At 56.9% G+C, this 26,296-nt stretch carries 27 protein-coding genes and 2 tRNA genes; 8 read left to right on the forward strand and 21 right to left on the reverse strand.

Annotation, left to right across the window (positions count from 1 at the left end; genetic code table 11):
* Positions 1-60 precede the first annotated feature (60 nt).
* The 3 genes from recJ to ACRZ91_RS05780 all read left to right on the forward strand — a co-directional run bounded on the left by recJ (position 61) and on the right by ACRZ91_RS05780 (position 2,083).
* Positions 61-1,803: a single-stranded-DNA-specific exonuclease RecJ gene (recJ, locus tag ACRZ91_RS05770; protein ID WP_480903229.1), complete on the forward strand. Its 1,743-nt coding sequence runs from the start codon at positions 61-63 to the stop codon at positions 1,801-1,803.
* 109 nt (positions 1,804-1,912) lie between these two features.
* A tRNA-Glu gene (locus ACRZ91_RS05775) sits at positions 1,913-1,987 on the forward strand.
* 21 nt (positions 1,988-2,008) lie between these two features.
* A tRNA-Glu gene (locus ACRZ91_RS05780) sits at positions 2,009-2,083 on the forward strand.
* A 59-nt stretch (positions 2,084-2,142) separates the two neighbouring features.
* Here the strand turns inward: ACRZ91_RS05780 and ACRZ91_RS05785 are convergent.
* From ACRZ91_RS05785 to ACRZ91_RS05835, 11 genes are all read right to left on the reverse strand, one after another.
* Positions 2,143-3,249, reverse strand: coding sequence for an alpha-hydroxy acid oxidase (locus ACRZ91_RS05785; RefSeq protein ID WP_480903231.1), 1,107 nt, complete (start codon positions 3,247-3,249; stop codon positions 2,143-2,145).
* The gene (gene comE, locus ACRZ91_RS05790; RefSeq protein ID WP_010441978.1) at positions 3,249-3,803 is read right to left on the reverse strand and encodes a sulfopyruvate decarboxylase subunit beta; all 555 of its coding nucleotides are present in this window, start codon (positions 3,801-3,803) and stop codon (positions 3,249-3,251) included. Before comE ends, ACRZ91_RS05785 begins: the two co-directional genes overlap by 1 nt.
* Complete coding sequence (gene comD, locus ACRZ91_RS05795; RefSeq protein WP_170472438.1) at positions 3,800-4,306, reverse strand: sulfopyruvate decarboxylase subunit alpha; 507 nt, start codon at positions 4,304-4,306, stop codon at positions 3,800-3,802. Before comD ends, comE begins: the two co-directional genes overlap by 4 nt.
* 60 nt (positions 4,307-4,366) lie before the next feature.
* Entirely contained in the window at positions 4,367-4,777 is a 411-nt protein-coding gene (locus tag ACRZ91_RS05800; RefSeq protein WP_260022698.1) for a universal stress protein, read from the reverse strand.
* A gap of 30 nt (positions 4,778-4,807) precedes the next feature.
* On the reverse strand, positions 4,808-5,788 hold the full coding sequence (locus ACRZ91_RS05805; protein WP_480903233.1) for an alcohol dehydrogenase catalytic domain-containing protein: 981 nt from the start codon (positions 5,786-5,788) through the stop codon (positions 4,808-4,810).
* A complete protein-coding gene (locus ACRZ91_RS05810) occupies positions 5,785-6,546 on the reverse strand; it encodes an SDR family oxidoreductase (RefSeq protein ID WP_170472445.1) in 762 nt (253 codons plus the stop codon). Before ACRZ91_RS05810 ends, ACRZ91_RS05805 begins: the two co-directional genes overlap by 4 nt.
* On the reverse strand, positions 6,539-7,846 hold the full coding sequence (hisD, locus tag ACRZ91_RS05815; RefSeq protein WP_170472447.1) for a histidinol dehydrogenase: 1,308 nt from the start codon (positions 7,844-7,846) through the stop codon (positions 6,539-6,541). The genes ACRZ91_RS05810 and hisD overlap by 8 nt, the downstream gene beginning before the upstream one ends.
* A 12-nt stretch (positions 7,847-7,858) precedes the next feature.
* Entirely contained in the window at positions 7,859-9,187 is a 1,329-nt protein-coding gene (locus tag ACRZ91_RS05820; protein ID WP_480903236.1) for a TRAP transporter large permease, read from the reverse strand.
* A gap of 11 nt (positions 9,188-9,198) precedes the next feature.
* On the reverse strand, positions 9,199-9,711 hold the full coding sequence (locus ACRZ91_RS05825) for a TRAP transporter small permease (protein WP_480455691.1): 513 nt from the start codon (positions 9,709-9,711) through the stop codon (positions 9,199-9,201).
* A gap of 111 nt (positions 9,712-9,822) precedes the next feature.
* Positions 9,823-10,968 (reverse strand): TRAP transporter substrate-binding protein, encoded by a 1,146-nt coding sequence (locus ACRZ91_RS05830; protein WP_170540842.1) that lies wholly within the window; start codon positions 10,966-10,968, stop codon positions 9,823-9,825.
* A 22-nt stretch (positions 10,969-10,990) separates the two neighbouring features.
* Positions 10,991-11,176, reverse strand: coding sequence for a hypothetical protein (locus ACRZ91_RS05835; protein ID WP_010441969.1), 186 nt, complete (start codon positions 11,174-11,176; stop codon positions 10,991-10,993).
* 131 nt (positions 11,177-11,307) lie between these two features.
* Here ACRZ91_RS05835 and ACRZ91_RS05840 point away from each other — a divergent pair, with 131 nt between their 5' ends.
* Complete coding sequence (locus tag ACRZ91_RS05840) at positions 11,308-12,336, forward strand: LacI family DNA-binding transcriptional regulator (protein WP_480903239.1); 1,029 nt, start codon at positions 11,308-11,310, stop codon at positions 12,334-12,336.
* An 86-nt stretch (positions 12,337-12,422) separates the two neighbouring features.
* Here ACRZ91_RS05840 and ACRZ91_RS05845 read toward each other — a convergent pair whose 3' ends face one another.
* The 6 genes from ACRZ91_RS05845 to ACRZ91_RS05870 all read right to left on the reverse strand — a co-directional run bounded on the left by ACRZ91_RS05845 (position 12,423) and on the right by ACRZ91_RS05870 (position 19,447).
* Positions 12,423-13,754 carry an ArnT family glycosyltransferase gene (locus ACRZ91_RS05845; protein WP_480903241.1) on the reverse strand — a complete coding sequence of 444 codons (1,332 nt, stop codon included), beginning with the start codon at positions 13,752-13,754 and terminating at the stop codon, positions 12,423-12,425.
* A 256-nt stretch (positions 13,755-14,010) separates the two neighbouring features.
* Entirely contained in the window at positions 14,011-14,535 is a 525-nt protein-coding gene (locus ACRZ91_RS05850; RefSeq protein ID WP_170540852.1) for a DUF2478 domain-containing protein, read from the reverse strand.
* A gap of 72 nt (positions 14,536-14,607) precedes the next feature.
* On the reverse strand, positions 14,608-15,273 hold the full coding sequence (locus tag ACRZ91_RS05855) for an NnrU family protein (protein WP_480903243.1): 666 nt from the start codon (positions 15,271-15,273) through the stop codon (positions 14,608-14,610).
* A gap of 103 nt (positions 15,274-15,376) precedes the next feature.
* Positions 15,377-17,440 (reverse strand): ABC transporter permease, encoded by a 2,064-nt coding sequence (locus ACRZ91_RS05860; RefSeq protein WP_480903245.1) that lies wholly within the window; start codon positions 17,438-17,440, stop codon positions 15,377-15,379.
* Entirely contained in the window at positions 17,437-18,486 is a 1,050-nt protein-coding gene (locus ACRZ91_RS05865) for a quaternary amine ABC transporter ATP-binding protein (RefSeq protein ID WP_480903247.1), read from the reverse strand. The genes ACRZ91_RS05860 and ACRZ91_RS05865 overlap by 4 nt, the downstream gene beginning before the upstream one ends.
* A gap of 10 nt (positions 18,487-18,496) precedes the next feature.
* The gene (locus ACRZ91_RS05870; protein WP_170472466.1) at positions 18,497-19,447 is read right to left on the reverse strand and encodes an ABC transporter substrate-binding protein; all 951 of its coding nucleotides are present in this window, start codon (positions 19,445-19,447) and stop codon (positions 18,497-18,499) included.
* Between the two features lie 337 nt (positions 19,448-19,784).
* Here ACRZ91_RS05870 and ACRZ91_RS05875 point away from each other — a divergent pair, with 337 nt between their 5' ends.
* Complete coding sequence (locus ACRZ91_RS05875; RefSeq protein WP_170779738.1) at positions 19,785-20,447, forward strand: DNA-3-methyladenine glycosylase I; 663 nt, start codon at positions 19,785-19,787, stop codon at positions 20,445-20,447.
* Positions 20,448-20,489: 42 nt separating this feature from the next.
* Positions 20,490-21,176, forward strand: coding sequence for a hypothetical protein (locus ACRZ91_RS05880; protein WP_170472470.1), 687 nt, complete (start codon positions 20,490-20,492; stop codon positions 21,174-21,176).
* A gap of 5 nt (positions 21,177-21,181) precedes the next feature.
* Here ACRZ91_RS05880 and ACRZ91_RS05885 read toward each other — a convergent pair whose 3' ends face one another.
* Positions 21,182-21,589, reverse strand: a complete 408-nt coding sequence (locus tag ACRZ91_RS05885; RefSeq protein ID WP_480903250.1) for a c-type cytochrome — start codon at positions 21,587-21,589, stop codon at positions 21,182-21,184.
* A 97-nt stretch (positions 21,590-21,686) separates the two neighbouring features.
* On the opposite strand from ACRZ91_RS05885, the gene ACRZ91_RS05890 reads away from it, so the two are divergent.
* A complete protein-coding gene (locus ACRZ91_RS05890; protein ID WP_010441957.1) occupies positions 21,687-22,124 on the forward strand; it encodes a DMT family transporter in 438 nt (145 codons plus the stop codon).
* On the opposite strand, the gene ACRZ91_RS05895 is transcribed toward ACRZ91_RS05890, so the two are convergent.
* Positions 22,108-22,794, reverse strand: coding sequence for an ABC transporter ATP-binding protein (locus ACRZ91_RS05895; protein WP_480903252.1), 687 nt, complete (start codon positions 22,792-22,794; stop codon positions 22,108-22,110). The genes ACRZ91_RS05890 and ACRZ91_RS05895 overlap by 17 nt on opposite strands.
* Entirely contained in the window at positions 22,787-24,073 is a 1,287-nt protein-coding gene (locus tag ACRZ91_RS05900; RefSeq protein ID WP_480903254.1) for a lipoprotein-releasing ABC transporter permease subunit, read from the reverse strand. Before ACRZ91_RS05900 ends, ACRZ91_RS05895 begins: the two co-directional genes overlap by 8 nt.
* A 390-nt stretch (positions 24,074-24,463) precedes the next feature.
* Between ACRZ91_RS05900 and ACRZ91_RS05905 the strand changes: the two genes are divergently transcribed.
* On the forward strand, positions 24,464-24,820 hold the full coding sequence (locus ACRZ91_RS05905; RefSeq protein WP_170540871.1) for a hypothetical protein: 357 nt from the start codon (positions 24,464-24,466) through the stop codon (positions 24,818-24,820).
* 29 nt (positions 24,821-24,849) lie between these two features.
* Here ACRZ91_RS05905 and proS read toward each other — a convergent pair whose 3' ends face one another.
* The gene (gene proS, locus ACRZ91_RS05910; RefSeq protein WP_170772994.1) at positions 24,850-26,190 is read right to left on the reverse strand and encodes a proline--tRNA ligase; all 1,341 of its coding nucleotides are present in this window, start codon (positions 26,188-26,190) and stop codon (positions 24,850-24,852) included.
* Positions 26,191-26,296: the final 106 nt, after the last annotated feature.

Consider the following 26,296-nt stretch of genomic DNA (forward strand, 5'->3'; position numbering starts at 1 on the left):
TTGTAAAAAGATGAAAAGGCCGGGTCCGAAGGGGCCCGGCCTTGGCGCATGAGGTGAGATGTGGCGTTTCTGGGCGTAGAGCAATCGTTGACCGGTCGGCGTTGGGTTGGACCGGGGATAGAGGTCGAGCGTTCGGCTGAAATGATGGCGCAGCAGACCGATTTGCCGCGCGCCGTTTGTCAGGTGCTGGCGGGACGCGGTCTTCCGGTGATGGAGGCCTCGGGCTTTCTGGAGCCAAAGCTGAAAGAACTGCTGCCTGATCCGCGTTCGATGAAGGACATGGAGCTTGCCGCTTCGCGGTTTCTTGAAGCGGTGCGCAATCATCAAAAAATCGCAGTGTTTGCCGATTATGATGTGGATGGGGGCAGTTCGGCTGCGCTACTGCTGGTGTGGCTGCGCCAGATGGGAATAGCCGCAACACTCTATGTGCCCGACCGGATTGATGAGGGCTATGGACCAAATGTACCGGCGATGCAGGAATTGGCAGTTAGCCATGATCTGATCATTTGCGTGGATTGCGGAACACTTAGCCATGAACCTATCGCGGCGGCGAAGGGTGCAGATGTAATCGTTTTGGATCATCATTTGGGGGGAGAAACCCTGCCGGATTGCGTCGCAGTGGTGAACCCGAACCGGCAGGATGAAAGCGGTGATCTGGGCTATTTCTGCGCGGCTGCGGTGGTGTTTCTGATGCTGGTCGAGGCGGGCCGCCAACTCCGCGAGGCTGGCGTCAAAGGGCCGGATCTGATGGCCATGCTGGATCTTGTGGCGCTGGCTACGGTGGCCGATGTCGCGCCGCTGATTGAGGCCAACCGGGCCTTGGTGCGGCAAGGGCTGAAGGTGATGGCCCAGCGGCAACGGCCAGGGCTGGTGGCGTTGTCGGACGTGGCCCGCATGGATACTGCGCCCAACAGCTATCACCTAGGGTTTTTGCTAGGGCCGCGTGTGAATGCAGGTGGGCGCATCGGTCAGGCCGATTTGGGCGCGCGATTGCTGAGCACCGACTCGGTGACCGAGGCCAAAGCCCTATCCGAGCGACTGGATGCCCTGAACTCGGAGCGGCGTGAGATCGAGAACGCAGTGCGCGCTGCAGCACTGGCACAGGCGGAAGAACGCGGGCTTGATGCGCCGTTGGTGTGGGCTGCTGGTGAGGGATGGCATCCCGGTGTCGTAGGCATCGTGGCATCGCGGCTGAAAGAGGCCGCAAACCGGCCCGCGATCGTGATCGGGTTTGATGGAGATGAGGGCAAAGGGTCGGGCCGTTCCGTCTCGGGCGTTGACCTGGGCGCGTCGATCCAGCGTCTGGCAGCCGAGGGGTTGTTGGTCAAAGGTGGTGGACACAAGATGGCGGCAGGTCTGACGGTGATGCGGGATCAGTTAGAGCCCGCCATGGCGCGCCTGTCGGAACTGCTGGCCAAGCAGGGTGCGGGGCAAGCAGGCCCTGCCGATCTGAAACTGGACGGGGCACTGATGCCTGGCGCCGCAACAGTCGGCCTGATCGAGCAGATCGAAAAGGCAGGCCCCTTCGGAGCCGGTGCCCCTGCCCCACGCTATGCTTTGCCCGATCTGCAGGTGCGATTTGCCAAGCGCGTGGGCGAAACACATCTGAAACTGTCACTATCGGATGGCATGTCCGGCGGACTGGATGCCATCGCCTTTGGTGCGTTCGATGGTCCGCTGGGGGATCGCCTGTCAAATCATGGCGGTGCCCGCTTCCATTTCGCAGGTCGGCTTGAGGTCAATTCCTGGGGCGGTCGGCAGAGCGTGCAACTGCGACTGGAGGATGCGGCAGAAGCCGTCTGACACCTTTTTCAACACGCCCTGCAACCAGTCAAAAAAGTTTCGTAGCCTTGCGTTTTTCGTCTTGCGGGGGGGGAAGGTAAACCGTAAAAGGCCCTCCACAAGCCAACGTGGCCCGTTCGTCTATCGGTTAGGACGCCAGGTTTTCAACCTGGAAAGAGGGGTTCGATTCCCCTACGGGCTACCATTTCGTTTGTTTGGTCTAAATGGCCCGTTCGTCTATCGGTTAGGACGCCAGGTTTTCAACCTGGAAAGAGGGGTTCGATTCCCCTACGGGCTACCATTTCCATACACTTTCAATGCTTTAGGAAGCCGGATCCGGACAACCCGCGCGCACTATCGCTATTCGCGCAGACCGACATCGTCCAATGTCGTCAGCCCAGTCTGCGCCATAGCAATGCTCAATTCGTCGCTGAGAACATCCCAAAGTTGTTCCAGACCCGGCTCTCCGGCAGCGGCGATGGCATATTGCAGTACTCGTCCCACAAAGACAAAATCCGCTCCGACTGTCAGAGCCTTGAGGATATCTTCGCCGGATCTGATGCCGCTATCATAAAAAATCGGGAAGTCCGGCCCAAGCGCATCACGGATTTCTGGCAGCTTTTCGATGGGTGCAGGTGCAGAGTCCAGCTGCCTTGCGCCATGGCTGGAGACCTGAATTGCATCCACCCCTGCCGACACAAGTGTTCGGGCATCCTCGACATCCAATACGCCTTTTATCACCAGTTTTCCCGGCCAGGCATCGCGTAACCGGCTCAGCGTATCCCAATCGGCACGCGCGCGGCTTTCAGTTCGGTCAAAATCGTAACCTTCCGCATCGAAATTCGCCATCACAGGGCGACCCTTGAACAAGGTGGTCAACGACCAACGAGGGTGCAGAGCAAAGTCGAGGAACTGGCGCGGTCCGATACGAAACGGCATCTTGAACCCATGGCGCAATTCGCGTGGACGCCGACCAACCTCGGGCACATCTACGGTCAGAACCAGAACGTCATAACCTGCGAATTTCGCCCGCTCGACCAGTTTGAACGTGCCTGAGCCGTCTCCACTGAAATAAAGCTGAAACCAGGCATTGCCTTCGGCTTCGGCAATGATCTCTTCCATTGAGGTAGACGCAACTGTGGATACGACATGAGGCACACGGTTGTGTGCTGCCAGACGCGCCAGCATCAGATCAGCGCCGGGAGCTGAAAGGTTGCACATCCCCATCGGGGCAATCCCAAAAGGCCGGTCTGATTGTTGGTCTAAAATCTGCGCCGACAGCGATCGCTGGCTCACATCCTTCAAGATACGCGGACGCAGAGTAATGGCATCCAAGGCAGCACGGTTTCGTGCCGCCCCGGATTCCTGTCCGGCAGCACCATCAATATAGTCAAACACCATCCAGGGCAGCCTGCGACGCGCCAGACGTCGCGCGTCCTCGGCTGATTGAATGGTGCTGGCGGCCATCAGGCCTGAACGGCCTTCATGAAGCGGTCACGAATGACCACCGGGTCCATTGTAATCGGTGGCATCTTGGCATTGCCGCTTTCGCACTTGCTGACAATGATGGTCATCTGCTTCGCATCCAGGGCCTCTTGCAGAACACGACCTGTTTCTTCGGCCGCGCACTCAATCACACGTTCACATCCCGCGGCCTCGGCCATCTTCGTAAGCGAGGTTTTTTGACCCGCATAGGTCGGCTGGTCCCCCGTCGACCCGTAGGAACCGTTGTCCACGATCAACAGGATGTAGTTGTCCGCCACATTATTCGCGATGGTTGGCAAAGTACCCAGATTGGTCAGGATCGAGCCATCTCCATCAATCACGATCACCGGTTTGGGCTGCGACAACGCCAATCCCAACCCGATTGAAGAGGCCAATCCCATGGTTCCCAGCATATAAAAGTTGGACGGCTGGTCATCGATGGCGTGCAGTTCCTGACTGGGAATGCCGATGTTGCAGACAACCAGTTGATCACGCAGGATCGGAGCGATTTCCTTGAGAATTTCAGAACGGATCATTGGTCGCCGTAGCCTCCCCAGAAATTGGCATCGGTCAGGATCGCGACCGGCTTATTGCACATGAACGTATATTTCAGGATCGCGTCCAGTTCTTCGACATCTGACTGATGGTGGAAATGATAGGTCGGTATGTTGAGCTGAGCCAAAAGGGCTTTGGTATGAACGGCCATTTCGACTTGACAGGCAATCGGTTCACGCAGCTCACCGCGATATGAAATCAGCATAGGCAGTGGCATCCGGTAATACTGAATCAAAGTCGCCAGAGTGTTGATGGTTACACCGATGGCCGTGTTTTGCATGATAATCGCCGGGCGTTTTCCACCCATCCATGCCCCGGCACACAGGCCCATGCCCTCGTCTTCTTTGTTCGACGGGATATGGAAAATCCCATCTCGCGCATCGATGTGTTCGATTACGCCTGCAAGTTGCTTGCATGGAACGGTGGTCACAAACGAGATATCGTTCGCAACCAGGTCGTCTGTTATCTTTTTGTCTATGTCCATATCCGGAGTATCTGTCCTGTTTAGGGCGCATTGCGCGATTTGGCGTGTCAGTTTCTAAAGCTAGGATGTGCGACAGACATGAACCGCACAAGGTGCGTGTCGGATCACGCGCGCAGCGGTGCTGCCAAGGAAAAAGTCGCTGAGGCCCGGTTTGTGCGAGCCAACAACGATACAGTCCACATCATGTTTTTCAGCGAATTCAAGAATGGCGCGATAGGAACGTCCCTTGACCATTTCGGTTGTCACATCACCATGGCTGGCCGTTTTCTCTGCCAACCTCTGCTGGGCTTTATCCCAAGCGCTGCGCACGGCCTCTTCATCGAGATACGCGCTGACAGAACTGTGTGGCGCCTCATAGACATGCAGCGCGGTGATCTGTCCGCCCGGATTGCATAAGGTTTTGGCGGCGGTGAGGGTTGTGCCGGAAACGCCGTGATCCAACGCCATGGGGACTAGAACTCTGTCGTACATGTGTGCTCTCCTTATTCTTGGGCAGGTGTCTTATGCCCAGGGATTGAGGATTATCTTGGGCGCAGCCACCGAACCAGAACGCAGGTCCTGAAAGGCGGTAGCACCGTCAGATAAAGGGCGCAACTCGGGCCAATCCAGCGGGCCGAGGCAACCATCGAAGATCGCGCGTGCGGTATCTCGGAAATCCTGTGCAGTGTAGGTATAGGTGCCGATGAACGTGATTTCCTGCAGCGTCATGCGGCGGATATCCAGACCTCCGGCATCCTCGCCTAGCCCAACATGTGCAATCACCCCCCCAGGCAATGCAACAGCAGATGCCGTTACGCGCGTAGCTGCAATTCCGACCGCATCTACAACCAGTGGCACAGTGCCTTGAAACACATCGACGGTCTGCTGGCCGCAACGCTCGGACAGATAAGCCCTACGCTCGGGGTTGGGTTCCTGAACGATCACGTCAGTCACACCCATTGCGCGCAAGGCAAGAGCCGCCGCAAGTCCTATGGCCCCTCCACCAATGACCAGGGCGCGACGGTCCATTCCCGGGCTCAACGCTTGCAGCGCAAGACGCACAGCATGCCAACTGACCGCCAAAGGTTCCGTCAACGCAGCCTTTTCCAAGGGCACGTCATCCGGCACCGGAACCAAATTACGATCCGGGATGGCCACGAACTGAGCAAACGCGCCTTCGCGCGGGGGCATCGAGATGATCTGGCGGTTGGGACAGAGGTTTTCCCGACCTGACTCGCAAGCAGAGCAAGAACCACAGTTGACCAGAGGATTTATGGTCACACGCTGGCCATCGCGGGGCCCACCGGTAACAACACCGGCCGCTTCATGTCCAAGGATAAGGGGCGCAGGGCGGCGTGCGTCATGCCCCAGATAGGCATGCATGTCGGATCCGCAGATGCCAGAGGCTTGGATGCGGATCAGATGCTCTCCTACCTGAGCGACCGGCATGGGCACATCGTGGAAAGCGAGCGTTTCATTACCTTCGTAAACCAGGGCTTTCATTTCGCCGTAAACCCCCCGTCAACCATCAGGATTTGTCCCGTGACATAGGCAGATGCCTCAGAACACAGAAACAGCAGCGGCCCGTCGATGTCTTCAAGCCGACCATTGCGGCCAATGCAGGTTTGCGCCGCATTGCCCGCTGCACGATGCTCGTCGCTGAACACAGCTTGTGTGAGCTCGGTTGGAAAGAACCCCGGCCCAATCGCGTTTGCGGTGATCCCGAAGCCAGACCAAGCCTCTGCCATCGCGCGGGTCAGCTGACCGACCCCACCCTTGCTTGCCCCATAGGCGATGCCACCGGGGAAAGCGCGGAAGGATTGCAGCGAGGCGAAGTTAACAATTCGTCCCCAACCTCGCTGCGTCATTGCCGGTACGATTGCCTGACTCAGAAAAAACGGCGCAGATAGGTTCAGCGCCAGAGTTCTATCCCATTCGGCAACCGTGACCTCATCTGCTGGCTGCCGGGTGTTAATCCCGGCGGCATGTACTAGAATATCCGGGGCGCCGAAGGGTCGCGAAATCTCTGCGACCAACGCCTCTGTCTGACTTTGGTTTGCCACATCCGACTGCACATAGGCAGCATCCGCACCAATTTCCGCACAGAGGCTCTGCAAAGCTTCTGCCCTGCGTGCCACGGCCACAACCCGCGCCCCAGCCGCCGCAAGTGTAGTGGCCGCCTGTCTTCCCAGCCCTGAACTGGCACCGGTGACGCAAACGGTTCGTCCGGTCAGGTCAAACAATGCGCGTGGGTCAGCCATTCGCGGTCAGGTCAAAGGTTTCATCCGGGAAATACTTGGCCAATCTAACGTCAGCAGCACGCGCATGGCCCTCCATGCCCTCAAGTCGCGCAATTCGGGCGGTGGCTTCAGCGACCGGCTTTGAGCCGTCCCGTGTGGATCGCTGCCATGTCACGATCTTCATGTATTTATGAACCGACAAGCCGCCAGTGTAGCTTGCTGCTCGTGAAGTCGGAAGCACGTGGTTGGTGCCCGCCGCTTTGTCACCGTAGGAAACCGTAGTTTCCTCGCCCAGAAACAGCGAACCGTAGCAAGTCAGCCGATCCAGCCACCAGTCCAGATCATCAGCCTGAACCGTCAAATGCTCGGGCGCATATTCGTCGGAACAGGCTGCCATTTCCTCGCGATCCGCACACAGAATGACCTCGGCATAATCGCGCCAGGCAGCGGCTGCATTCTCACGATTCACCTCCGGCAAGTCGTTGATATAAGCTGGCACCAATCGCATGACCTCTTCCGCCAATGAACGGTTGTCGGTCACCAGCCAGACCGGGGAGTTGTAACCGTGTTCGGCCTGACTCACCAAGTCGGTGGCCACAATCTGTGCGTCCGCCGTGGAATCGGCGAGGATCAGGCTGTCGGTCGGTCCGGCGATCATATCGATACCGACGCGACCAAACAGTATCCGTTTGGCTTCGGCAACAAACTGGTTGCCAGGGCCAACAAGAATATTTGCCTTTGGCAGCCCGAACAGGCCAAAGGTCATTGCCGCAACCCCCTGAACGCCCCCCATCGCCATAATTTTATCTGCACCGCAAATGTGGGCCGCATAGATGATAGCAGGCGCAACTCCTACCCCCGGGTGCGGTGGTGAGCAGGCCGTAATGTGCTTGCAACCCGCCACCTTGGCCGTTGTCACGGTCATGATGGCGCTGGCGATATGACTATAACGGCCGCCCGGCACATAGCAGCCGGCAGCATCCACCGGGATCGCCTTTTGACCCGTAGTAAAACCCGGTGATATTTCGATCTGCACATCATGCACCGTGCTTTTCTGCAGCTCGGCGAACCGGCGCACATTGTTGTGCGAAAAGCGGATATCAGCCTTGAGCTTTTCCGGCACAAGCGCGCAAGCCGCCTCGATCTCTTCCGGGGTCAAAAGTACATTGCCCTCGTAATTGTCGAACTTTGCGGCATATTCCAGTGCTTTGGCGTCACCCCCACTCTCGATATCGTTCAGGATGTCCTGCACGATTTTGTGGGTCTCAGACGCGTCTGATTTTGGTGTCAGATCGGCCTTTTTCAGATATTCGCGAGTCATTACCGGGTAGTCCTATTTATAGATATCGGGAAGCAGCGTGGTCGAGATCGGTGGGAAATATGCAATCAACAGCACCACAATCAACATTGTCAGTACAAACGGCACAGCGCGCGCAGCAATCTTGAGTATGGACTCGCCCGTGATGCCCGAGACAACAAAGAGGTTCAATCCCAACGGAGGTGTAATGAATCCCACACCCAGCGCGGTGATCATCATGATGCAGAACTGAATCTCATTCATTCCGATATTGTCGGCCAGTGGCTTCAGGATTGGTGCCAGGATCACAATATTGGGCGTTGTTTCCATGACGCAGCCTGCGGCGATCAGAATACAGATCATCAGCAGGATCAACAGCATCGGATCATCAGTCAAACCAGTCACCGCCGTCACGAACCCCTGAGGAACTCCCATGATTGCCAGCGCTTCGGCCAACGGGGCCGAGAACGCGATGATTGGCAGGATTACCCCGTTCACTTTGGCAGAACTGACCAGCATCGCAGGAAAGTCGGATAGCTTCAGAGTTCCCAAAATGAAGCCCATCACGATGGTGACGACAACCGCGGTCGCACCGGCCTCTGTCGGGGTCAGGCGGCCAGAGAAAATTCCGTAGAAGATAATCCCGGGCACGATGAAGGCGTACCAACCGGATTTTAGCGAATGACCAAGGTTACCGAGCCATTCGCTCAGTCCCATATTGCCCCCGGTTTCATAGGTATAGATCCGGTTCATGATAATATTGGTAATCAGGATCGAAACCAAAATCGCTAGGCCGGGGATCAACGCAGCAAGAAATAGGGTCGAGGCTGAAATGCCCAACACGAGGCCGATGATGATGTAGGCGATCGAAGGCGGAATCAGGATGCCGGTACAGGCGCCCGCAGCCACCAGCGCACAGGCATAAGGTCGCGGGTAACCGCTTTCGACGAGGCGATCGATGGTCATCCGCCCCACCGCAGCAGCGCCCGCCGCATCAGAGCCCGAAATCGCGGCAAACATCCCGCAAACCAGCACCGTGGCTGACCCGAAACCTCCGCGCGTCCAACAGGTCAGCGCTTCGGCGACATCAAGGAATTTCTTACTAAGCCCAGTCCTTACAAGAACATCCCCGGTCAGGATGAAAAGGGGGACAGCTGTTAAGGCAAAGGCGTCTATTCCGGTGAACAGGCTTTCACCAACCGCGCTCAGCGGCAGATCCCCTGACATGACCAACATGACAATCGCAGCGGTGCCAATCGCCGCCCATACCGGTACGGCCAATGCGATCAGGCCAACGAACAGAATGACGGGCAAATAAAAATCCCAGCCGAGCTCGACCGTTTGATTGAGGGAATTCCAAAGCATTCGAGTTCTCCTCAGTCAAACAGTTTGTCGCCTTCGAAGACGGGTGTGCCGTCTCGAAGAGATTTGAAGTCGCGCATCAAGGATTGAATGAGGCGCCAAATCATCAGCGCAAACCCGGTGGGGACTGCCATCAGAAACCAAACCTTGGACACGCGCAGCCCATCCGTGACCGAACCAAATTTGGCGGAGACATGGACGGCTTCATAGGACCAGTAGAGTGCGATGACTGCCACACCCAGCATCACCAGATCGCCGAATATATACAGAACCGCCTTTGGACGCTGCCCCATGTAGTGCATGAGCACGTCGATACGGATATGAGCACGTTCCTTGACCGCTGCCGCCGCGCCGATCCAGGCGAGATAGATGAAAGAGTAGCGAACGATTTCCTCGCCCCAGATCGAGGAAAAGGCAAATACCTCGCGCCGCAGCACCTCGATCGCCATGGTAACGACAAGCATCACGTAGAACACCAGTAGCAACCAGCGTTCGGCGTCGCGGTTGATCTTTTGCAATAAGGTCATTTCCAGCCCCGATCCCTGGCAGCGCTCAATTTTGCCGGTCCAAAGGGACCGCTGCCATCTGGTTGAATGGGAAAAAGTGGGCGAAAGGCTTTTGCCCCTCGCCCAACTAAATTACGCGTCGTGGACGTAGTATTTACCCTGCGTACCAGCCGCTTCGACCAGTTTCTCGAAATTCTCCATCGAGCCTGCCAGTTCGGTCTTGAAAGGATCCCATTCCGAACGCTGGTAGCCACCGGCATCTTGCCACTCGGCCAATTGATCGTCAGACAGCGAATGGAATTGCACGCCCGCCTTGTTGAGTTCGGCCATTGCAAAGGCCCTTGCCGAGGGAACCTTGGACAGATTCTGATGGCTGGTCATTTCAGAACCCCACATGATCCCTTCCTGCACGTCGGCGGGCATGGAATTGAACCACTCAAGGTTACAGGAATAGACCTGACTGTCAGGCACCGCCTGCGTGAAGGTGACATTGCTGAGGATATCTTTGAATCCAAAGACATACAGTGCTCCAACCGATGGGTCGAGCGCATCCGCAACACCCTGTTTGATCGCCGATGGCGTCTCACCCCAGGCAACCGGTGTCGGATTCGCACCGACCATCCGATAATATTGCTGCAACATTTTTGATCCCGGCACGCGGAATTTTACACCGCTCATATCAGACGGTGTCATGATCGCGTTCCCGCCCTGCCGCACAGCGACAACACGCGGATCGATGACAACGTAGAACAAGGCCTTGAACCCAGCAGCTTCGACCTTGGGGTGAACTTCATTGGTCCAAGTGTCCGAATGTACCAGGTTTGTGAACCGCTGGTTCGAGCCGCAGAGATACGGCATGTTGATCAGGTCAACGGTTGACGCAAAGGGCGCAAAGTTTGACAGCGAATGCTGGGCCGCCTGAATTGTTCCACCCTGAACTTTCTGGACCAGTGCGCCGCCTGCACCCAATTGGCCACCTGGGGCAAGCTTGACATAAACCTTGCCGTTGGTGGCGTTCTGGATGTTCTCTTTCAGATCCAATTGCATAATCGGATAGCTGCGCGAAGCGCCCAAAACATAAGCTGTGGCGACAGTCATTACGTGATCAGCCGCTTTTTCGCGTTCTTTTTCTTCTTTGGCGGTCTGCGCCGCCGCCTCTGATGACCACAATACGCCACCCGCACCAGCCACAAGCGCCGCGGTGAACGAGCCGGTTGAGGCCAGTTTCAGAAAATTCCGGCGCTCAGCAGATTTGAGGCCATCCTTGCCATTCGTCATTGTCTTCCTCCCATGAAATCCGTCAGCTGCCGTTTTTGTTTTTATGGTCAGCCTCTTGCTTGAGAATGGCCACCACGAACAAAATCGAGGCGGCAAACAAAACCAGCATTTCACCGACATCCCCCAGAAACGCACCACCGCCAAAGGCGCCCAAGGCCACATTGGCAAAGAACACGATAAACACAGCGGCAGCAGCCCAGAGGAACATTACGGAATCCCAGTTCGTTATCTCAAATACATTTGTAAGCGCTTACATTGATAATGCAAGCGCTTACATGAATAGATGGCAAATGGGCATTTTTGTGATAAGACGGGTGTCAGATCAGATGCAGGCACAGTATGGGAAAAACCCGTTCAGCTCCGACACTTAACGACGTCGCAAAGGCGGCGGGCGTATCGACCGCCACAGTCTCGCGATGCCTGAACTCACCGGAAAGAGTGGTCGAATCCACGCGCAAGCGTGTGATGCAAGCAGTCGAATCGCTGGGCTATACACCGAATTTCGCGGCCCGCGTGATGGCAGCGAATCGCAGCTTTACGATCGGTGCGATAATCCCGACAATGGACAACGCGATCTTCGCCCGCGGGCTGCAGGAATTTCAGGACCAGCTTCGCGAAAGCGGATATACGCTTTTGGTCTCCAGTTCAGCCTATGATCCCGAAGTCGAGCGAGAACAAATTCGCGCTCTTGTCGCGCGCGGTGCAGACGGGTTGCTGCTGATTGGATTTGCACGAGATGCAGAGATCTACAAATATCTCGAACAGCACCAGATTCCGTCATTGGTTGCCTGGTCTTACGATCCAATGGTGCAGCGCCCTTCGGTCGGTTTCAGCAATACCGCAGCAATGGGAGAACTGGCCCGAAAGGTGATTTTGGCCGGTCACCGACAGATTGCAATGATTTCGGGGATAACGAAAGGCAATGACCGGGCTCAAAGTAGGGTTGAGGGTGTCAGACTGGCCATGACGGAAAACAGCCTCGACCCTGACACCTTAACGCTGATCGAAACCACATACGAAATTGAAAAGGGTGCTGAGGCCCTTCGTAAACTCATGTACCTGAGCCCAAGGCCGACGGTGGTGATTTGCGGCAACGACGTCCTTGCCGCCGGGGCCCTGCGCGAAGCACGTAACCTTGGCATTCAGGTTCCAGAGCAGCTTTCGATAACTGGATTTGATGACATTGAGTTGGCCGAAATTGTAAGCCCGTCCCTGACGACAGTTCACGTCCCTCATCGCGAAATGGGGCGCAAGGCTGCACAGGAACTTGTAGAAATGGTTGAAGGTAGGTCAGAAGGCCGATCAGTCTGCATAGATACTAGGATGGTCGTTCGTCACTCGTTGGCTGGGCCACCTGATTTGCTCTAGAGATCGCGCCAAAGCGCGTCCGGAGTATTCAAGACCATGGGATGACTGTTGAGCGCCCTGATCTTCAATTGAGTTGCTGTCCAACGCTACCGGGTCACAGGTGCGAAAGACAGCGACATCAATTCATCAGAATCAAATCGATACGGGGCTTCCAAGGTGACAACATCAGCCGGATCGATGTCTTTCGGTGCTTTTCGACCTCCATCCCAAACACGGAGCGACGGAGCAGATACACTCACGCGGCGTTCGCCGTAAATTGATCGATCCGGGGCCAGATAAGCCATGTTGCCGGCCAGCCAGTTATGGGCAACGATCATGATCTCAGGCGGGGTCTGGTCCAGTATCTGAGGGGTAAGCGCAGCAAATGGAGCGGCACGCTTTGCGTTTCCGGCAAGATTATGATGCAGCATGGCCACAACGATCAGCACAGCTAGCCCCGCCGAGATCTGGCAGAAGCGCCGGGTTCCAGTTCGACCAATCTTGGGTAGAAGCCACAGCATAATGGCTGGACCTGCAAATATCAGGATGGGTTGCAGCCAGCGATCCTTAACATTGGTACTGCCACTGATGATGACGATCAACGCCATCAGGACCAATGCCCAAAACACCGTCCGCAGCATAAAACGCAATAGGTCATCCGCGACACCAGGCGCCCCTTGCCGCCGGTAGATCAACCAGAGAACGCTCATAATCAGGGATAGTAGCGCCACAAAACCCAGCGCCGCCATCGACAGCTCGGCTGCGCCGCGCAAGGCCGCCGAAAAGGTGGGCCCATCGCTAGACATGTCGAGTTTGCGCGCGCTGTCAAAGGCAAGGGCCGAATGGTTCAGAATCCACACCATCGGAGCAGCGATCAGAGCCGCAGCGATACCGGCCGACAACAACAACTTCACCGATAGGAAAGTTCTACGCGTATCAGGCGCACTGAGCGCTGCCAGAAATATAGCCAGGAGCGCAATAGCGTAATTGTACTTGGACAGCCCACCCGCCGCCATCACTACGCCTAGCAGGACATAGCCTTTGGTCGTGGGATTGCGGATCAATCCCCAGATCACCGTGAAACTCAGCGCAGAACAGAGATTGGCGAGAACCGTGTGCGTCAGCGCGCGCTGCGCTTCCCAACTGAATTGATAAAGCATCAACAACGACAGCACCGACACCCCTGCGACTACGGGATTTTGTCGGGTCCGAATAGTCATATAAAGAGTGACGACAGTCGCCAACAGTAACCCGTTCTTCAGCAGCGACAGCCCAAGTATGCTTGGGCCGGTGATCTGGAAAACGGCCCATTGCAACCATGCATACAGCGGTAGTTGGGGGCCGTAACCCCATTGAAGTTCGCGGGCATCCAGCAAAATCTCGGCCTCGTCCAGACCAAGCGCACCACCCGTTGCAAGCCGGACGACAACGTGCAGCAAGAAGTAACCGCAAAATAACCAAAGCCAAAATCTGTCAGTTCCAGCCAACTGCTGAATCCGCCCGGGATTCGCGGATAGCTGGCAAGGATCCGTCTGGGATTGGCTCATGATACGCCCCGATTCCACCGGTGCGTCCCTATCCTGTCGGACTACCGGATTGCTTCCTCGCCGAAGCTAGACCCGATGCAGTCAGACATGTCCAGTTTTTTCACATTCTCGTGTCGAATGCGGCTTAACGACCGCCCATGATGGGCAATCAGGCTGTGCGCTGCGTTTCAGACTGGTTCAGACCGTCAAGCCAATCAGTCAGGCAACCGAGGTCCGGTTCGAGCGCTTCGGCCATCCCGCCCGCGAACTCCTGAAACCGTTCTATATTCAGTTTGTTGAGCCCTACCAGGACCGGTATCCCACGTCCCAACGCATCTGCTATGAGAGGCCGAAAGCCGCGCCCGTCGGCCTCATGCTTGCCGAACTTGTTGATAATCAGCAACTGAGGAGCGTTATCCAGAGATTGGGTCACCAATCCGACAGCGCGTTCCAGCTCGGCCGGGTCCAGACGACACCCACGCGCATTTTTACCCAGCGATTGCGAGATGCGAATGGTTTCTCCGGTCGGCAACACCTTAAGGTCCATATCGCATTTATAGCCTTCGGCGCATTCGGTGTTGGTTTGCACCACACCCGACAACGCGGTGCCCGTATCTGTCAGCGCCTCGGCAAAAGCACTGAGCAGGCGATCGGTGGCACCGCGATCGGTGGTTGTTACATAGGCGAGATGCATTGTGAGACCTCAAGACTTCGAATGGTGATAGATCAGATAGCACGGGCCGGACAGATCGACCACTCCCACGTGTCAGGGCATCGGTGAGAGCCCGATCACAGCTTCGTGCAGATGGAAGATAACTGCGTACGCAGCGAAAGCGGCAAGCCAGGCCCAAAAGCGTGGCCATGGACGAGGCACGCGCAAGGAGATACGCGCGGTATTTCGAGATAGGCGATGCCAATCCGACCCCATGTAACGGGCTGTGCGGCGGTCGATCAGAACCATTCCCATCGCAGCGAAGCCCGCGAACAATCCGAACAGGATGACATGTGACAGACTGCCATTTGCCAGTAGGTGGGCAACGGCCCAAAGCATCAGCGCCACTAAGATCGGATGGCGCGTAGTGCGCAGGATGCCGGGGGATTCTGGATCAAAGGAACGATGCCCTAATCCTCCAAAAGAAAATGGGTTCTGGATCGAGAGGCCCGCAATGGCCAGCCAACAGACTATCGGCATAACGAGAAGTGGCGCCCAACGGAAGATGGCGAGCGGCGGAATGACCTCGAGATATGGTGCATTGGCAGCGGCGACGATCAGCCAGCCCAATACCACAAGCGAGATCAGTGAGTAGGCAGCGAAGTACCCTGTGCGCCCGAGTGTGCCTATCAGCCAGCCGCGCACCGCTGGCCGCGCCGGGATCATGTGGCTGAGCAGAAAGGTCACGAGTGCTGCGAGGAAATAGCCCCAACCGGTCATTATTATCTCCGAACATGTTGCACCCGGATTACGTCGTGATCACGTGTGGGTCTTTGTCCGAAATCAAGTGCGGCAAGGGGCGGTTGCCCGCCCCAGCCCTGTCTTAGAGGCCCAGCGCCTTGCGGCGTTCTTCGGCAAAGCCCTGCACCATGCGATCGGCGATCAGCGCGAGGATAGCCATCGCCGCCCCGGCCGAGATGCCAAGCCCCACATCAGCCTGCCCCAGTGCCAGATATATCGACTGACCCAGACCGGTCGTGCCGATCAATGCGGCGATCACCAACATGGCAAAGGCATAAAGGATGGTCTGGTTCAAACCCAGCAGGATGGTCGGTGCAGCATAAGGCGCGCGAACATCGCGCATGATCTGCCACTCAGTCGCGCCGCTGGAGATCGCGGCCTCCATCATTTCCTCGGGCGTGTTGACCAGCCCGTGCCGCGTGTAGCGGATCATCGGGACAATCGCATAAGCACAGATCGCAAGGAAAGCCGAGAACTCTCCTATCTGGAACACCATCAGGACCGGGATCAGGAACACGAAAAGCGGGATCGTCTGCAGCATATCGCAGATCGGGCGCACAACGGTCCAGACCGGAGACCAGACCGCGCTGGCCAGCCCGGTCAGACCGCCAAGCACGGCGCAGAAGAACACTGCAGCGCCGCTGAGATAGAGCGACAACAGGGCGCGTTCCCACAGGCCTGAGACAAGGATGGTGCAGAGCAGACCCACCGACAACGCCGCAAGACGCCAGCCGCCTGCGACCCAGCCCAGTGCGGCAGCCCCGGTCAGAACAAAGGGCCATGGCAGGTTGGCGATGCCGGTTTCCAGCATGCCGATCAGGATCAAAACTACCAGCCCTCCGGTCAGGTGACCGCGCCAAGCCATCAGCAGCGCGATTGCGGCCCCAGCGGCGAAGAGACCCCAGCTCATGTTGGGGGTCCACTGGAATCCCCATGTGAAAGGCAGCACCGCCTGATCCAGCCCGATCCGCAGCGGCAGCAGCACATAGAACAGTGAGTTGTTCTTGAGCGCATCCAGCCACGGCCCGTTGGCCTGCGTGAACGCGGTCAGGCCGCTGTCGATGGCCCCGGCCATCGGGTCCAGCACGGTTAGCTCGGACGGGTTCGGCAGCCACACCCAGAAGGCAGCGGTGAACAGCACCGCAAAGCCCAGCATCGCCCAGACTACGCGGCTGTCATAGCGCTTGCGTTCGGTCGCCAGAGTGCCACTCATCCGGTCGATCACGACAGCGAAGACGACGATGACCAGACCAGCCATCAGGGATTCGCCGAACTGCGCCTTGCGCATGGTCAGCAGAACCTCCCAGCCGATGTCGTTGAAGCCACCAATGACGGCAGCGATGATCACCATCGACAGGGCCGCCATCAGGCACTGGTTCACACCGACCATGATCTGCGTGGTGGCCGCCGGAATCTCGACCTGAAACAGTTGCTGCAGGCGGGTGCCGCCGGACATGATGGCGGCTTCCTTGATCTCGGATTCCACCCGTTCCAACCCTAGCATCACGTTGCGCGCCATCGGCGGTGCCGCATAGATGGCCGAGGCGATCAGACCAACCACCGGACCAAATCCAAACAGCAGCAGCAGCGGCGTCAGATAAGCAAAAGTCGGTACCGTTTGCATGATGTCCAGCACCGCCTGCACGAATGACTTCACCCGGGGCACTTCATTGGCGAGGATGCCGATCGCGCCGCCCATAATCAGCGCCACGGGCACGGACACGGCGACGAGGGCGAGCGTATTCATGCTCTCGGCCCAATAGCCTGAGGCCAGAACGAAGCTGAGGCCGATAAAGCCCAGCGCCGCCATGGGCAAGCCGCCCAGATACCAGCCCAGAGCGGTGACGATACCGATCAGAATCGGCCACGGGGTGTTCCCGAGCACATAGTTGGCAGCATTCATCGGATAGGTCATCAGGTCCGAAAACAGCCGCATGGCCGGTTTGATGCCGTTCAGAAACCAATCCAGAAATGCCCCAACCCATTGAGTTGCGGGCAATTCCCACGCGGCGGGCCATTTGACCAGCCACGGGGCAACGCCTTCCAGCGCAAGGCAGACCGCGCCGACGATCACTGTAATCAGCGCAGCTTGCGCCCCGGCTGTCAGGCGAACCTGTTGCGCGGGAGTGTCCGTCACCGCGGTCATGTCTCATCCACCTGCAAGGCTGCAGCCAAATCAGACGGATGCACGGTGCCGACAATATTGCCGTCTGCATCGCGCACGGGCACGGGTTCATAAAGCTCCATGCAATGCGCAAGTGCTGCATCCAATGTCATTGATGTGGTCAGGCCCGGATCATCTGGCCCACGTTCCCCATCATCGCGCATGACCGAGGCGACCTTGGCGTGCTGGCCTTTGGCAACATCCTTTGAGAACTCGCGCACATAGTCGTCCACCGGGCGCAGCACGATATCCGTTGGTGTGCCGATCTGCACGATCTTGCCATCGCGCATGATGGCGATGCGGTCGGCCAGCTTCAGAGCCTCTTGGATATCATGAGTGATAAAGACGATCGACTTTTTCAACGTCGCCTGAATACGCAGGAACTCATCCTGCAGCTGACGGCGGATCAATGGGTCGAGGGCCGAGAACGGCTCGTCCAGAAACCAAATGTCCGGATTCACGGCAAGACTGCGCGCGATCCCCACACGCTGGCGTTGGCCGCCTGAAAGCTGCCGGGGGAAACTGTCTTCGCGCCCTTCCAGACCGACCAGAGAGATCACTTCTTGCGCGCGCGCCAAACGTTCTTTTTTACTCACCCCCTGAACCCGCAGCGGGTATGCTACGTTTTCAGCCACAGTCATATGTGGAAACAAGCCGAAATGCTGGAACACCATGCCTAGCTTTTTGCGCCGAAGATCGGTCAGCACCTTCTTGGACGCACCGATAACGTTCTCGCCATCCACGCGGATTTCCCCGCCCGTACCAGGCAACAGTTGCGAGATGCAGCGGATCAGCGTCGATTTGCCCGAACCCGAAAGCCCCATGATGACGAATAGCTCGCCTTCGCGAACTTCGAAATTGGCGTCTTGAACAGCGGGAATAAACCCGTGTTCCCGAAGATCAGTTGCGGCTTTGTCGGCGTCATTCCCTGACCGAGACAGCGCGTCGGTCAGAGCTTTATCAGCGCCGGGGCCAAAAACCTGCCAGAGATTCTGGCAGGCAATGGCTGGCGTATTGGCGTCAGTCACTAAAGCGGGCTCACTTGGTTGCCGCGTCAACCACAGGACGCCACTTGCCTTCGTTCTCGGCCATCCATGCAGCGACCACCTCTTCGACTGCACCGCCATCTACGTCGATCGCACCCATCATTGGCTGCTGGTCTTCGACCGCCAGTTGATAGTTGGTCAGGATTTCATAGGCTGCAGGCCATTTCTCTTCCATGCCGCTCCAACCGGCCTTGAAGATACGGGACGGTGAGAAGTCGCAATCGTTCACCGCATTTGGGTTCGGGCCCCAGGACGGATCGTTAAAGCACGCTTCTTCGCCCGCAGGCAGTTCAACAAACTGCACATCATAGGCCGACATCGCCCAGTGCGGCTGCCAGAAAGTGATCAGCAGCGGCGACTTGCGCTCGGTCGAGGCGCGCAATTCCGCGATCAGAGCACCTTCGGAACCTGCAGGAACCGCTTTGAACGGCAGTTCAAGACCGGTCATGCGGTCCGCGCCAGGTGTGCCCCAATCCGCAGGATAGTCGACAAGGCGACCACCAGGCAGTGTTTCGGCAGTAGCGAAGACCTGCGCGCAGTCTTTCAACGCCTCCCACGCAGGCAGGCCCGGGCACAGCTCGGCGACGTGCGCGGGGTAGGCAATACCTTCTTTCGCATCGAGGCCCAGATCGCCAATTTCGACAACAGTGCCTTCGTCAATCTTCTTGGCATACTCGTCTGACACGTTAGAGGACCAGATTTCCAGCGTCGCATCGATGTCGCCATCTGCCAGTGCCTGGAACTGGTTCATCATGCCGGCGGTCACATATTCCACGTTATAACCTGCAGCCTTCAGCATCTCGCCTGCCACATGCGTGGTAACGTGCTGACCAGTCCATTCATTGATTGCCAGCTTGATCGGTTCATCCACAGCGCCCATGTCTGCCGCATGGGCTGAACTGGCAACCAAGATAGCTAACGCGCTTACGCTAAGCTTTTTCATTGTTTTGACTCCCTGTCTTTTTCATTTGCCTTTTTTGAGCATTTTACAGCCCATCCAGTATTTCCTCGTTCACGGTGCGATCGAAACATGCACAATTCTGGTCGAAATTGAACAGGCAGTTGTTGTTTTTAGCCAGATCATCCGCCCCCGCCAATTCTAACTATTGCTCCGGCCCCTTTCCGTCCGGTGTTCCCCATACGCAGCACCCTTCATACCACAAAGTGAAAGAACTTGATTGACTAGTCAATAAAAACATCTCGGTTTTTCGGATTGCTCACTGGTTTTTACTTGCCAAACGAACAGGATGTATCAGCATTTGCGCAACGGAGGGCCTAAGATGCGTCACTTTGATGAAATCTATGAGCTGGCAGCAGACCGCCATAGTGGACCCGAAGCGCTGGAAAACAAGCTAACCAAACCGACCCCCCTAAATGAACTGGCGGAGATGGCTGATGACCGTTGGTTATCAATAATCACGAAAACGATTTTTCAGGCCGGGTTTAACTGGAAAGTGATCGAGGCAAAGTGGGACGGGTTTGAAACAGCCTTTGACGGCTTCGACCTCGGTCGTTGTGCATTCATGGATGATGAAAAGTTCGACGCCCTGCTCCAAGATACTCGCATCGTACGAAACGGCACTAAAATCGCTGCCGTTCGGGACAATGCGGCCTTTCTTCTGGAACTCCGCTCCGAGGGTGGCGTTGGTCAAACTTTGGGCGGTTGGCCGTCGCAGGACTATGTCGGATTGCTGCAGATGCTGGCCAATCGCGGATCGCGACTCGGCGGTGCATCAGCCCAATACGCCATGCGATTTGCTGGCCGAGATAGTTTTATTCTGTCACGCGACGTGACGGCTCGTTTGGTTGCCGAGGGCATCATCGACAAACCCGCGACTTCCAAAAAAGCCATGGCTGCGGTGCAAACCGCTTTCAACACTTGGATGGAACAATCCGGGCGTTCGCTTACAGAAATAAGCCGGGTTTTGGCGATGAGCCTTTGAAAACGGCTTGCAGAGCCAAGCTTCCACATTAGGCTTGTTGATATGCTCCGCACCCTGATGATTTCAGCTCTGTTTCTGTTTGCTTCCTGTGGCCGCCCCCTTACCGATCAGGAGCGCACTTTCGCTGGCAAAATTCATGGCGAAACGCTGAACCTTGACCGCGTGCGCCTGGTCGAGGGCGCACCGGTTGCCGCAGTAACTTTTACCAGGAAAGCCCGCCCTCGGGTCGCTTGTCGAGAGCGGATTTTGCCACCCATCAAAGAGGAAACCGTGACAGGCAAACCGGCGGGTGTCGCCCTATTTAATCACGTGTACTTTACGAAAGACTGGTATCTGGACGACTACATGAGCCAATACCCTGAACAGATGAACCTGATCGCGGCCATGCTGCTGGCGCATGAGCTGACCCATGTCTGGCAATGGCAGAATCGCAAGACGACTGGCTATCACCCGCTGCGCGCAGCGGCTGAGCACGGGCGCCAGAATGATCCGTATCTGTTCGATCTGGATACCTCGCCCGATTTTCTTGCCTATGGGTTTGAACAACAAGGCGCGATTGTCGAAGAATATGTCTGCTGCCGCGCTCTCGACCCCGAGGCACCGCGAACCAAACGCCTGCACGATATGTTAAGCGTACATTTCGATGTCTCAAAACTCCCCGGAAATAAGCGCGAAAGCGATGTGTTGCTGCCATGGTCGGGCGTGAAAGTGCAAGGTATCTGCCGTTGAACCTTCTAGCCCTCCTGTAGAGTTTTCAGGAATGCCACCAGATCCACAATCGGCTTGCTGGTCAGAATCGGCTGCCCTTCGGGCGTCTTGATTGCGGTGTCATTCCCTTCGAAATAAGGCCCATATACTGGCATCGGGCTTCCATGGCTGACCAACGGATCGCGTCCATCAATCCGGGCGACCACGCGCGCGGTCGGAAAATCTCCATCAGCATCCAGCAGCGCTTTCAGGTTCGTTGGCTGGATCACCAGCACCCCAGCCATCGGGCCATGCCCGGTTGCGTCCAACCCATGACAGGTCGCGCAGTGATGCTGATACAGCTTGGCCCCAGCCTCGGCATCCTGTGCGAAAACGGGCGGCGAAATCGCAGTGAGTACCGACAGCGAGACTAAGCCAAGTATTGATCGGACCATCGCTTTTCTCCTTTCTGCCTGACAATTCCAGACTTGCCCGACGGCCACACTGGCGCAATGATCCAGATCAACGAAACGAGCGCAGGGATACAGGGCCATGACACAATACGCAGCAATAATGCTGGCCGCCGGGATCGGCGTTCCCATCCTTGCCGCCCTGAATGCAGCCTTGGGCCGACTGATCGGATCGCCGACCGCTGCGGCCGTGATTCTGTTCGCGATTGCCTTTGTGTCCTCGGCCCTGGCGCTTTTGATCCTCGGAGGAAGTGAGGCCTTTGCCAAAATCGCACAAGCCCCGCGTCACTTACTGTTGGGCGGCGTGCTGATCGCGTTTTACGTGCTATCAATTACCCATGTAGCCCCACATTTCGGAGTGGGGAATGCCGTGTTTTTCGTACTGCTGGGCCAGTTGATCAGCACAGCTGCGATTGACCATTTTGGCCTGTTCGGTGCTCAGGTCACACCGCTGACATTGATGCGGGCGGGAGGCATTGCGGTAATGGCGATTGGTGTCGCAATCACTCAGCTGGCCTGAGCACACCGCCTTCCAGCCGCAACATCCGGTCCATACGCGCCGCCAGATCGAGGTTGTGCGTGGCGATCAGCGCCGATAGCCCTTCGTCCCGCACCAGCGCCATGAGGGCTGCAAAGACCTGATCCGAGGTTTCGGGGTCCAGATTGCCGGTCGGCTCATCCGCTAGCAGAACACGGGGCTTGTTGGCCAATGCCCTGCAAAAAGCCACGCGCTGTTGTTCTCCGCCCGACAATGCGGCTGGCCGGTGTTCCGCGCGGGCCGAAACGCCAACACGATCGAGCAACTGCATCGCTCGTACCTGCGCCGCTTTTTCGGATGTGCCATTCGCAAGTTGCGGCAGAATGATATTTTCCAGTGCCGTGAATTCGGGAAGCAGGTGGTGAAACTGATAGACGAATCCCACATCACGCCGCCGGATCGCTGTGCGTTTGCGATCCCCCTTGCCCGTTGCTCCCTGACCAGCGATTTCAACCTCGCCGGTATCGGGCGTATCCAGAAGACCTGCGATGTGCAGCAAGGTCGACTTCCCTGCGCCTGATGGCGCCACCAGTGCGACCGCCTCCCCGGCGCGCAGCTCCAGATCGGCACCTCGCAACACCTGAATCTCACCTGGCGTGCCTGGAAGATATGTCTTGCTCAGACCGCTGAGCCTTAACGTCACATCATTCATAGCGCAGCGCCTCAACCGGGTTCAGCCGCGCCGCGCGGCGGGCCGGGAAATAGGTAACAAGGAAGGACAGGCCCAGCGAAAGACCGATGGCTTTCAAGACATCCGATAAGTGCAACTCGGCAGGCAAGGCATAGATACCTCGAATGGAAGGATCCCAGACGCCGCCACCCATGACGTAGTTCACGAACGAGAATATCGGGTCGATATAGATGGCGAAGAGGCAGCCCAGAATGACCCCCATTGCGGTCCCGATGATGCCCGTGAACGCTCCGCAGATGAAGAACACCCTAAGCACTGACCCTTCGCTAAGGCCAATGGTGCGCAAGATACCGATGTCGCGACCCTTGTTCTTCACCAGCATGATCAAACCCGAAACGATATTCATTGCCGCGATCAATACGAGGATCGAAAGGATGATGAACATAACGTTGTCTTCGACTTCCAATGCCCGCAAAAAACCGCCTGAAGCATCCTGCCAAGTCCATATCTGACTACGCTCTCCAGCTGCCTCGATAATCGGGATCAAGATCGGGGTCAGCTCTTCGGGGCGATCGACCATCACCTCGATCTCATCCGCCACTCCTTCACGGTTGAAGAAGCTCTGCGCCTCGGTGAAAGGCATGTAGACGCGGGTACGATCGATGTCAAAACGCCCGGCCGAAAAGACATAGACCACTTCATAAGCATTCACGCGCGGCGACGTACCAAAGGCGGTTTTCACACCATTGGGCGAAGTCAGCTTCACTCGATCTCCAACAGTCGCCCCGATCGCACGCGCCACGCCCGAGCCGATGGCGATGCCATCCGGGAACCTGGATAGATCGCCGTAGGCTTCTTCGCTCTCTGCAATACCCGACAGATCAGCCAGATCGTCAGGACGCATGCCAAAGACCTGCACACCAGAGCTGCGGTCAGCATTGGTGATCAACACCTGCCCTTTAACCAGCGGGGCGGCGCGCTCAACCCCGGGCACCTGCGCGATCCGCTCGGCCATACCATCGAAATCGCTGATGGTGCGATCCAGCCGCCCCTGTGCATCAATCTCTCCGGCGGAATAAACGGTGACATGGGCGTTGGCCCCCAGAATGGTGCCCACGAATTCGGAGCGAAAACCAGACCTGACCGCCAACGTGGAGATCAATGCGAACACGGCTAGCGTGATCCCGATCAGCGAGATCCAAGTCATCACACTGACGCCGCCATCCGCACGGCGGGCACGCAGATAACGCCAGGCAATCTTCCATTCAAAAAGAGCGAAGGGCGGTGGTGTTTTGGCCATTCCTGCCTCGGGTTCAGATTTTTCGCGACCCTCTCGACATTTGGTCAGATGGTCAAGCCGGTTATCGCGCGGATGTCCGATTGGCGCTTCTGCAGCCGACGCGGGTATGAAAAGAACAGTCTGAAACGAATCATTCGCCCTCAGGTCAGCGCTTCACCGTCAAAGCGAGAATCACCTCCACTTCGATACACCAAAGGTTGTGAACCTCTTCACAGACAAAGGCTTATTGTTTCAGGTATGAAGTCAATGTGAGATATCCGTACCTGACTGAGTCACAATCGCAACATTTGGGCGCGAAATATTGTTTCACAAATTGATAAGTGTAGGAAATTTTGTCACCCTTTTTGTGTGGGGGACACATTTTAAGAGTTTAAGGGCGGAGGTACGCTCATGGGTATTCAAGAACATATGAAAGGCACGGGCCCAATATTAGCCCGTTCGGCAGCAACAGAACTGGATTGTGAAAGCGCAGCTTTGTTGCGCGCGGCAATCAGGCCAATTTTCTTAAGTGCCGCTAGCTGGGCCGGTTTGACTGACATTCTACGAGACAAAGGCTATCGCCTTGCTTTCCGGCAAGGGCGGCTGTGCATTTCAGATCGCGCCACAGACGAACGAATCTGTGGATTGCGGTTTCTTGGCTTTGAACTCGCCGAGCTCGTGCGCCGCTTTGGTCGCCCAATCGTGGTCGCTCGAGGCAGTGAAGCGGACGGCGATATCCTGACCGACCGCCCGACATCAGCAAACTGAGCTAAGTCTCAGAAAGTACATCGCCTTGTTCAGGCGATACCCTCGTAGATTTCTGCGATCTTGGTGACAGCTGCCTCGGGGCTCAACTCTTCACTCTCACCAGTTCGGCGACAAGTCAGTTCGACAACACCATTCTTCAGACCGCGCGGCCCGACAGTGATACGCCAAGGCAGACCAATCAGGTCCATAGTGGCAAACTTGCCCCCTGCCCGTTCTTTCCGATCATCATAAAGCGGCTCAAGCCCCAAAGCTGTCAGCGCGGCATAGAGCTTGTCGCAGGCCGCATCAGCCTCTTCATCACCTTGCTTCAAGTTCACGATTCCGCAATGGAACGGTGTGACGCCTTCGGGCCAGATAATGCCCTTGTCGTCATGGCTGGCCTCGATGATCGCACCGATCAGGCGACTGACACCGATGCCGTGACTGCCCATATGCACCGGAACCGGCTTGCCATCCGGCCCTTGAACGGTCGCGCCTAAAGGTTCGGAATACTTGGTCCCGAAATAGAAGATTTGGCCAACCTCGATCCCGCGCGCTACCCGGCGACGTTCTTCAGGTATCTGATTAAACAAAGCCTCATCATGGGTTTCGTCCGTACGAGCGTATTTCGATGTGAATTCTTCGAGGATCGCCTGACATTGGTCACGGCTATCATAGTCGATCTCGCGGTCACCAAAGGTCAGGTCAGTGACGGCGCTGTCATAGAAGACCTCGGATTCACCGGTATCAGCTAGCACGAGGAATTCGTGCGTGTCATCGCCCCCAATGGGGCCAGAATCAGCGCGCATCGGTATGGCTTGCAGGCCCATGCGTTCATAGGTGCGCAGATAGCTGACCAGATGGCGGTTGTAGGCGTGCAACGCGTCTTCTTTGGTCAGATCGAAGTTATAGCCGTCCTTCATGTAGAACTCACGCCCACGCATCACGCCAAATCGCGGGCGGATTTCGTCGCGGAATTTCCACTGAATCTGATAGAGCGTCAGCGGCAGGTCTTTGTAGCTGCTGACATGGCCGCGGAAGATATCAGTTACCAATTCCTCGGCGGTCGGCGTGTACAGCATATCGCGACCGTGGCGGTCCTGCATCCGCAGCATCTCTTGACCGTAGTCATCATAACGTCCGGATTCGCGCCACAGGTCCGCCGATTGCAGGATCGGCATCTGGATCGCAATATGCCCTGCCCGCGCCTGCTCTTCGTGCACGATGTTTTCCAGCTTGCGCAGAACTTTAAAGCCCAACGGCAACCAGGAATAAATCCCGGCAGCAGCCTGTTTGATCATCCCGGCCCTTAACATCAGCCGGTGGCTGACGATCTGAGCCTCCGAAGGGTTTTCCTTGAGAACGGGCAGAAAGTAACGGCTGAGGCGCATAACGTAACCTTACGGGTGAGAATTTCGCTGCAAGGTGATTATGCCAAAGCCCCGCCGGGGGCAATCACGCAATGGCGTTTTTACGACCCCGCCGCTGTCGGTTTTT

It is taken from the genome of Ruegeria sp. O11 (genome assembly GCF_056535285.1).

Coding starts and splice junctions, on each gene's coding strand:
- ACRZ91_RS05785 (WP_480903231.1), bottom strand. CDS start 3,249: ATGGCCGCCAGCACCATTCAATCAGCCGAGGACGCGCGACGTCTGGCG.
- comE (WP_010441978.1), bottom strand. CDS start 3,803: ATGATCCGTTCTGAAATTCTCAAGGAAATCGCTCCGATCCTGCGTGAT.
- comD (WP_170472438.1), bottom strand. CDS start 4,306: ATGGACATAGACAAAAAGATAACAGACGACCTGGTTGCGAACGATATC.
- ACRZ91_RS05800 (WP_260022698.1), bottom strand. CDS start 4,777: ATGTACGACAGAGTTCTAGTCCCCATGGCGTTGGATCACGGCGTTTCC.
- ACRZ91_RS05805 (WP_480903233.1), bottom strand. CDS start 5,788: ATGAAAGCCCTGGTTTACGAAGGTAATGAAACGCTCGCTTTCCACGAT.
- ACRZ91_RS05810 (WP_170472445.1), bottom strand. CDS start 6,546: ATGGCTGACCCACGCGCATTGTTTGACCTGACCGGACGAACCGTTTGC.
- hisD (WP_170472447.1), bottom strand. CDS start 7,846: ATGACTCGCGAATATCTGAAAAAGGCCGATCTGACACCAAAATCAGAC.
- ACRZ91_RS05820 (WP_480903236.1), bottom strand. CDS start 9,187: ATGCTTTGGAATTCCCTCAATCAAACGGTCGAGCTCGGCTGGGATTTT.
- ACRZ91_RS05825 (WP_480455691.1), bottom strand. CDS start 9,711: ATGACCTTATTGCAAAAGATCAACCGCGACGCCGAACGCTGGTTGCTA.
- ACRZ91_RS05830 (WP_170540842.1), bottom strand. CDS start 10,968: ATGACGAATGGCAAGGATGGCCTCAAATCTGCTGAGCGCCGGAATTTT.
- ACRZ91_RS05835 (WP_010441969.1), bottom strand. CDS start 11,176: ATGTTCCTCTGGGCTGCTGCCGCTGTGTTTATCGTGTTCTTTGCCAAT.
- ACRZ91_RS05840 (WP_480903239.1), top strand. CDS start 11,308: ATGGGAAAAACCCGTTCAGCTCCGACACTTAACGACGTCGCAAAGGCG.
- ACRZ91_RS05850 (WP_170540852.1), bottom strand. CDS start 14,535: ATGCATCTCGCCTATGTAACAACCACCGATCGCGGTGCCACCGATCGC.
- ACRZ91_RS05855 (WP_480903243.1), bottom strand. CDS start 15,273: ATGACCGGTTGGGGCTATTTCCTCGCAGCACTCGTGACCTTTCTGCTC.
- ACRZ91_RS05860 (WP_480903245.1), bottom strand. CDS start 17,440: ATGACCGCGGTGACGGACACTCCCGCGCAACAGGTTCGCCTGACAGCC.
- ACRZ91_RS05870 (WP_170472466.1), bottom strand. CDS start 19,447: ATGAAAAAGCTTAGCGTAAGCGCGTTAGCTATCTTGGTTGCCAGTTCA.
- ACRZ91_RS05875 (WP_170779738.1), top strand. CDS start 19,785: ATGCGTCACTTTGATGAAATCTATGAGCTGGCAGCAGACCGCCATAGT.
- ACRZ91_RS05880 (WP_170472470.1), top strand. CDS start 20,490: ATGCTCCGCACCCTGATGATTTCAGCTCTGTTTCTGTTTGCTTCCTGT.
- ACRZ91_RS05885 (WP_480903250.1), bottom strand. CDS start 21,589: ATGGTCCGATCAATACTTGGCTTAGTCTCGCTGTCGGTACTCACTGCG.
- ACRZ91_RS05890 (WP_010441957.1), top strand. CDS start 21,687: ATGACACAATACGCAGCAATAATGCTGGCCGCCGGGATCGGCGTTCCC.
- ACRZ91_RS05895 (WP_480903252.1), bottom strand. CDS start 22,794: ATGAATGATGTGACGTTAAGGCTCAGCGGTCTGAGCAAGACATATCTT.
- ACRZ91_RS05900 (WP_480903254.1), bottom strand. CDS start 24,073: ATGGCCAAAACACCACCGCCCTTCGCTCTTTTTGAATGGAAGATTGCC.
- ACRZ91_RS05905 (WP_170540871.1), top strand. CDS start 24,464: ATGGGTATTCAAGAACATATGAAAGGCACGGGCCCAATATTAGCCCGT.
- proS (WP_170772994.1), bottom strand. CDS start 26,190: ATGCGCCTCAGCCGTTACTTTCTGCCCGTTCTCAAGGAAAACCCTTCG.